Genomic DNA, 206 nt, shown 5'->3' with positions numbered 1-206 from the left:
CACTTGACCGTCCCTTTGAGACTGAAGCCGACTTCATCCAGGAAGACCAGGGTCGCTCCAGCAGCTACTTTTTTTTGATCTCGGGAAGGGTGGTGTGAATCCAGGTGGCCACCGCTTCCGGGTTCTGTTCCAGTGCGCGTTTGTCGGGCTTCTGACGGGAAAAGCCCAACTGATGCAGGATTCTGCGCACGTGATCGCGGTGATGC

At 56.8% G+C, this 206-nt stretch carries 1 pseudogene; it reads right to left on the bottom strand.

The annotated features are described in order from the left end of the window. Positions 1–206: pseudogene (locus tag GUI70_RS23910) on the bottom strand (winged helix-turn-helix domain-containing protein); the annotation flags it as partial.

This window comes from Deinococcus alpinitundrae, from assembly GCF_009982895.1.
GTDB classification, from domain to species: Bacteria; Deinococcota; Deinococci; order Deinococcales; family Deinococcaceae; genus Deinococcus; species Deinococcus alpinitundrae.
Note: the sequence above shows the minus strand (reverse complement) of the source record. Positions and strands in the feature narration are given on the sequence as shown.